The following is a 5,337-nucleotide window of genomic DNA, read 5'->3' on the forward strand; positions in this document are numbered from 1 at the left end:
GGGGAAGGGAAGATCAGGCTGAACGACCGGGAATATGCGGTGGGCCGCGGGGCCGGCGTGTACCTGGGGCCGAACGAGACGGCCTCGATCAGCGCCGGCGAGAACGGCACGCTCAAACTGTTTCATCTCGTTGTCCCCGAAATCGCCGACTGAGCGCATAAGGGTGAGGTTGCGGAATCCGCCGCAACCTCAAGAGCAGTTCAAAAAACCATGTGTATGAGGAGACTCAAATGCTGCAGCATTTCATCCGCAATTCCCTGCGGCGGCCAGCGCTTGCCGCCACCCTGTCCATTGCCGGTTGCATAGGTTTCGCAGGCGCCGCCGGCGCTGAAAACATCAAGGTCGGGATGATCCTGACCTATTCCGGCCCGAACGCCGCCATCGGCGAAATGATCGACCGCGGCGCCGACCTTTACGTCAAGGAGCACGGCAAGGAATTGCCACCCGGCGTCACCGTGGAAATCATCCGCCGCGACGACACCGGCGCCAACCCCGATGTCGCCAAGCGTCTCGCGCAGGAGTTGATTCTGCGTGATCGTGTCCAGATTCTGACTGGCGGGCAGTGGACGCCGAACGCCATGGCGGTCGGTGTGCTCAGCAAGCAGGCCAAGATTCCCTTCGTCGTCATGGCTGCCGCCGGCAGCGCGGTGACGACGCAGTCCCCGTATGTCGTGCGTACCTCGATGACGCTCTGGCAGTCCAGCTACCCGCTGGGCCAGTGGGCGGCGAAGAACAAGATGAAGACCGCGTACACCGTGGTCAGCGACTTCGCCCCGGGTCATGACGGCGAGGCGGCCTTCACCAAGTCCTTCACCGAAGGCGGCGGCAAGATCGTCGGCTCCGTGCGCATCCCGATGAAAACCACCGACTACCTGCCCTACCTGCAGAAGGTCAAGGAAGCCAATCCTGACGTGGTCTACCACTTCAACCCGGGCGGCCCGCTGGCCACCGCGTTCATGAAGGCCATGTCCGACATCGGCATCATGGGTTCGAAAATCAAGGTGATCGGCCCCGGCGACATCACCACCGACGAGGAGCTGCCCAACATGGGCAAGGTGGCGATGGGCGTGATCACCGCGCACCATTATTCGCCGGCCGGCAAGCGCAAGGCCAACGAGGAATTCGTCGCTGCCTGGAAGCGTGCCTACGGCGCCGACACCGTTCCCAATTATTTCTCGGTGGGCGGATGGGATGGCATGAAGGCGATCTTCGACGCGATCCGCGATCAAAATGGCAAGCTCGATCCGAACAAGACCATGGAGTTCCTGAGCCACTGGTCGAATGCGGACAGCCCGCGCGGTCCGATCCGCATCGATCCGGCCACGCGCGACATTGTTCAGCATGAATACATCCGTCGCGTGGAAGAGAAGAACGGCCAGATGGCGAACATCGAAATCGAAACCCTGCCGCAGATCGGCGATCCCTGGAAAGAGCTGAAGATCAAGCCGTAAGCACATGGGCCGGACGCAAGGAAGCGTCCGGCCGTTCGGGAAAAGATTCAACGATGTTTACAACGAAAGGGGACGGATCATGCTGTCGACAACAGTAACGATCCTGCTGTTCGGGGTCGCCTACGGAATGATTCTGTATCTGACCTCGGTGGGTCTGTCGGTCACGATGGGCCTGATGGGTTTTGTCAATCTCGCACACGGCGTCTTTGCGATGCTGGGTGGATACGTCATGGTGACCCTGATGAATGCCGCCGGCATGCCGTTCCTGCTGGCGCTGGCGATCGCCTGCGTGGCGGTCACCGCGCTCGGCTTCGTGCTGGAGCGCTTGCTGTACTCGCTGCTGTACGGCAGCAGCGAGCTCGACCAGGTGCTGTTCTCCATCGGCCTGGTGCTGATATCGGTCGCACTGGCACGCATGGTCTGGGGGCCGCTGGCGCAACCGATCCAGTTGCCTGCTTACCTGCAGGGACAGATCTCGCTGGCCGGTGTGAGCATTCCGACGTACCGGATGTTCCTGGTGCTGTTCGGCGGTCTGGTCGTGGCCGGACTGTGGTTCGGTTTCGAGCGCACCATGTTCGGCGCCATCGTGCGCGCCGCGGTCGACAACCGCGCCATGGCGCAGGCCATCGGCATCGATACCAACCGCTTGTTCGCGATGACCTTCGGCGTTGGCACCGGGCTTGCAGCGCTCGGCGGCGGACTGGGCGCGGAAATTCTCGCCATCGCGCCGGCCTATCCGCTGCAATACATCGTGTTCTTCCTCATCGTGGTCGCGGTCGGCGGCCTCGGAAGCATCAAGGGGCCGTTCTACGCGGCGATCATCATCGGCCTGACGGAAACCATCGGCAAGTACATCTTCCCGCAGGCCGGCATGCTGATCGTATACGTATCCGTGTTTCTGCTGCTGCTGTGGCGCCCCCAAGGCCTCGTCGGCAAGCGAAGGGAGTGATTGTGACGACTACTTCTACCTCTATCAAGAAGCCTGCGCAGCGTACGGTCAAGCTGACCGGCATTCCTGCCGAACCGGCCGTCGCAGCAACGAAAGCCGATACCGGATGGCTATCGTCGAAGGCATGGTCAATGGCGGGCGCCACCTTGCCATGGGTTGCCGCCGTTGCAACCTACCTGGCCGCGCCCGATTACGCGCCGCTGCTCACGCAGGTGCTGATCATGATCCTGTTCGCGATGTCGCTCGACCTGCTGGTCGGATACACCGGCATCGTGACGCTGGGGCACGCCGCGCTCTTCGGCACCGGCGCGTACACGGCGGGCATACTCTCGATCCACGGACTGACGGCCCCGCTGGTTACCGCAGCGCTCGGCATGGGGGCCGCCGCCGTGGTCGGCCTGGCGTTCGGTTCGCTGATGCTGCGCACGCGCGGACTTGCTTTCCTGATGCTATCGCTGGCCGCCGTCATGTTGCTGCATGAAGGCGCCAACATGGCCAGCAGCATCACCGGCGGCGACGACGGGCTGCAGGGGATCAACTTCACGCCGGTGCTTGGCATGTTCGAGTTCGATTTCCAGGGCAGGACCGCGTTCTTCTATACCCTGTCGATCCTGTTCATCGCCTTCCTCTTCATGCGCCGGCTGGTCAACTCGCCGTTCGGCTGGTCGCTGCGCGGCATTCGCGAGAACCACCTGCGCATGTCCGCCATCGGTTGCCCGAATTACGGCCGTCGCCTGACCGCCTATGTGATCGCTTCCGCCATGGCTGGCCTGGCGGGCGCATTGCAGGCGCAGAGTACCGGCTTCGTTGCGCTGCACTCGCTGAGCTTCGAATTGTCGGGTGACGTGCTGATCATGCTGATCCTGGCCGGATCGGGGCGGCTGTACGGCCCCTTCATCGGCGTGCCGCTGTACATGCTGGCGCAGGACTACCTGGCCAAGGAAGACCCGACCAACTGGTTCCTGTGGCAGGGCGTGATGCTGCTGGTGCTGGTGCTGTTCGCGCGCGGCGGCCTGCTGATCCTGGCGGAACGGCTGATCAACAAACTGAAGGACAGGAGGAACGCATGAGCGGCCAGGCCATTCTCGAGGCGCGCGACCTGTACAAGTCGTTCGGCTCCGTATCCGTCACGCGCGACGTGACCATGAAGCTGAAGCGCGGCGAGCGGCGCGCGCTGATCGGACCCAACGGCGCGGGCAAGACGACGCTCGTCAACCTGCTGGCGGGCCGTCTCAAGCCGACCTCCGGCTCGATCATGCTGAACGGCCATGACGTGACGAGCATGGGCGAATCGACGCGCTCGCGGCGCGGGCTCGGTCGGACCTTCCAGATCACCTCGCTGTTTCCGGCGCTGACTGCGCACAGGAATGTGTTCCTGGCGGTGGCGCAGCATTGCGGCATCGGCGCACGCCTGTTCCGCTGCGCAAGCGCCTACGCGGAACAGCATGAGGAAGCCGACCAACTGCTCGCCAGGGTTGGCCTGAGCGGGGTCTCGGACGTGCCGGTGCAGCGCCTGCCGTACGGCCAGCAGCGCTTGCTGGAAATCGCGGTGACGCTTGCGCTGAAACCGCAGGTGCTGCTGCTCGACGAGCCGGCGGCCGGCATCCCGACATCCGAACGGGACATCATCCTCGACATTATCGACAGCCTGCCGGAACACATTGCGGTCCTGCTGATCGACCATGACATGGATCTCGTCTTCCGCTTCGCACAACGGATCACGGTCCTGGTGCAGGGCGCGACCCTGGTCGAAGGCACGCCGGATGAGATTGCCAAGGACCCGGACGTGCGCCGGGTTTACCTCGGAGAACGATAAATGAAGCCGCTCTTACAGCTTGAAGGCGTGACCGCCGGTTACGGTCCCACCGTGATTATCGAAGACCTGACATTGGGTCTCGAAGCGGGCGGCGTGCTCGCGCTGCTCGGCCGCAATGGCGTGGGCAAAAGCACGCTGATGAAAACCCTCGTCGGCCAGACGCGCCTGCATCGCGGAAATCTGCAATTGCGTGGCCAGAGCATTGCTGCGCTGCCGAGCCATCGCCGGGCACTGGCCGGTATCGGTTACGTGCCGCAGGAACGTGACATTTTCCGTTCCCTCACCATCGAAGAAAACCTGCGCATCGCAGCGCGGCCCGGCCGCTGGACCGTCGATGCGGTCTACGAGATGTTTCCGAATCTTGCAGGCCGCCGCACCAACTACGGCGACCAGGTGTCGGGCGGCGAGCAACAGATGCTGGCGATCGGCCGCGCGCTCATGGGCAACCCCGATCTCCTGCTGCTGGATGAACCGATGGAGGGGCTGGCGCCGGTCATCGTCGACCAGATCCTGAATGCGCTTGAACGACTGCGAGGCGCCGGCCTGGCCATCATCCTCGTCGAGCAGTATGTCCATCTTGCGCTCGATTTCGCACCACGCACCGTCGTCCTTGACCGCGGTCGCGTCGTCTATGACGGCAAGTCGAGCAAGCTTGCCGGCAATGCAGAACTCATGGCGTCATGTCTCGGAGTGTCTGGCGGTACAGGCGTGCATGCGCATGCCTGATTTTTACCGCAGTATCTCCTTTCAGGGGCTGGTTTCCAGCCCCTTTTTTTATGCGCGCTGCGATGGCTTTCCGGGTGAACGCCATATTCGATCAAGCGGGGCGCGAAATGAATCACTTCGCGATCGAGGCCGTCGATAGAATCAATCACACAAATCGCGCTGTGGGATGGCACTGAAGCATGGAAGCAGGCCCCTGGCAGTTGTGAACAAACGGAGGCGGCACTGTGAAGAAGTGGAATCTGGTAATCGACATAGCGAAGTGCTTCAACTGCAACTGTTGCGCGCTGGCCTGCCATGACGAATACCACGGCAACGAATTTCCGGGCTACGCGGCGGAGATGCCCAGGCTGGGACACCGCTGGATCGACATCAAGCAGCGCGAGACCGGCAAGCAG

General features: G+C 62.7%; 5 protein-coding genes. All 5 read left to right on the plus strand.

All coding sequences use genetic code 11. The annotated features are described in order from the left end of the window. Positions 1 to 230: 230 nt before the first annotated feature. The 5 genes from VJ651_RS21100 to VJ651_RS21120 all read left to right on the plus strand — a co-directional run bounded on the left by VJ651_RS21100 (position 231) and on the right by VJ651_RS21120 (position 4,942). A complete protein-coding gene (locus tag VJ651_RS21100; protein ID WP_324109314.1) occupies positions 231 to 1,451 on the plus strand; it encodes an ABC transporter substrate-binding protein in 1,221 nt (406 codons plus the stop codon). A gap of 79 nt (positions 1,452 to 1,530) precedes the next feature. Next, positions 1,531 to 2,400, plus strand: a complete 870-nt coding sequence (locus tag VJ651_RS21105) for a branched-chain amino acid ABC transporter permease (RefSeq protein ID WP_324109315.1) — start codon at positions 1,531 to 1,533, stop codon at positions 2,398 to 2,400. A 2-nt stretch (positions 2,401 to 2,402) separates the two neighbouring features. After that, the gene (locus VJ651_RS21110; protein ID WP_324109316.1) at positions 2,403 to 3,470 is read left to right on the plus strand and encodes a branched-chain amino acid ABC transporter permease; all 1,068 of its coding nucleotides are present in this window, start codon (positions 2,403 to 2,405) and stop codon (positions 3,468 to 3,470) included. After that, positions 3,467 to 4,216, plus strand: coding sequence for an ABC transporter ATP-binding protein (locus VJ651_RS21115; protein ID WP_324109317.1), 750 nt, complete (start codon positions 3,467 to 3,469; stop codon positions 4,214 to 4,216). Before VJ651_RS21110 ends, VJ651_RS21115 begins: the two co-directional genes overlap by 4 nt. Beyond that, positions 4,217 to 4,942 carry an ABC transporter ATP-binding protein gene (locus VJ651_RS21120; RefSeq protein ID WP_324109318.1) on the plus strand — a complete coding sequence of 242 codons (726 nt, stop codon included), beginning with the start codon at positions 4,217 to 4,219 and terminating at the stop codon, positions 4,940 to 4,942. The last annotated feature ends 395 nt before the right edge of the window (positions 4,943 to 5,337 follow it).

Origin of the sequence: Noviherbaspirillum sp. (genome assembly GCF_035254865.1) — a bacterium.
Classification (GTDB): Bacteria; Pseudomonadota; Gammaproteobacteria; order Burkholderiales; family Burkholderiaceae_D; genus Noviherbaspirillum.